The sequence below is a fragment of the Vibrio sp. 811 genome, from assembly GCF_033339195.1.
This window is the reverse complement of record NZ_JAWOUB010000640.1, coordinates 1-596: the sequence shown is the minus strand read 5'-3', so window position 1 is coordinate 596 and position 596 is coordinate 1. Positions and strand designations below refer to the sequence as shown.

At 46.5% G+C, this 596-nt stretch carries 1 protein-coding gene; it reads left to right on the top strand.

The annotated features are described in order from the left end of the window. Positions 1-596, top strand: a 596-nt coding sequence (locus R7Q46_RS28565) for a tetratricopeptide repeat protein (protein WP_318078495.1), incomplete at both ends; no start/stop codon positions are given.

The window sequence follows — 596 nt, the reverse complement described above, 5'->3', positions numbered from 1 at the left end:
GCATTCAAAAACCGTTAGATGAATACATGGACATTCAACGCTTTAATGCCGATCGCGGATTTGGGCGAACTAACTTAGCCAATGTATATCGCAGTTTGGGAGAGGCTAATAAAGCGATCGAACTGTATCAACAAGCTATCGACATCGAACCTTATTTCGAAAATAGCTACGTCAATTTAGCGGACATGTATCGCCGACAAGGTGATGAAGCCAAAGCGGTACAAATTCTGAGTGCGGGAATGAAAGCGCAGCCGAAATCAAGTTCGCTGCCTTACAGTGCAGGGCTTGCGCTGTTAAGACAAGGCAACAGCAAACAAGCTAATCAGTATTTAAAACAGGCAGCAGAAAGCGCGAAAGATAACGCTCAGTATTGGTATGTGTACGGTTTAGCGTTGGAGAAAACCGACGTATTAGAAGCGAGTAAGGCGTTAAACAAGGCGTTTGAAGTTGGTGGCGACCCGAGGCATCTTTATGCTCAGTGCGAAGTGTTGGCGAGAAACTATCGACAAGGCGGCGTTGCATTTGCCTTTGAACAGTGCACCAAGCAGCTTGGTGCACATGCTCCTGAGGAAGTTATTCAACAGCTCAAAGCGACC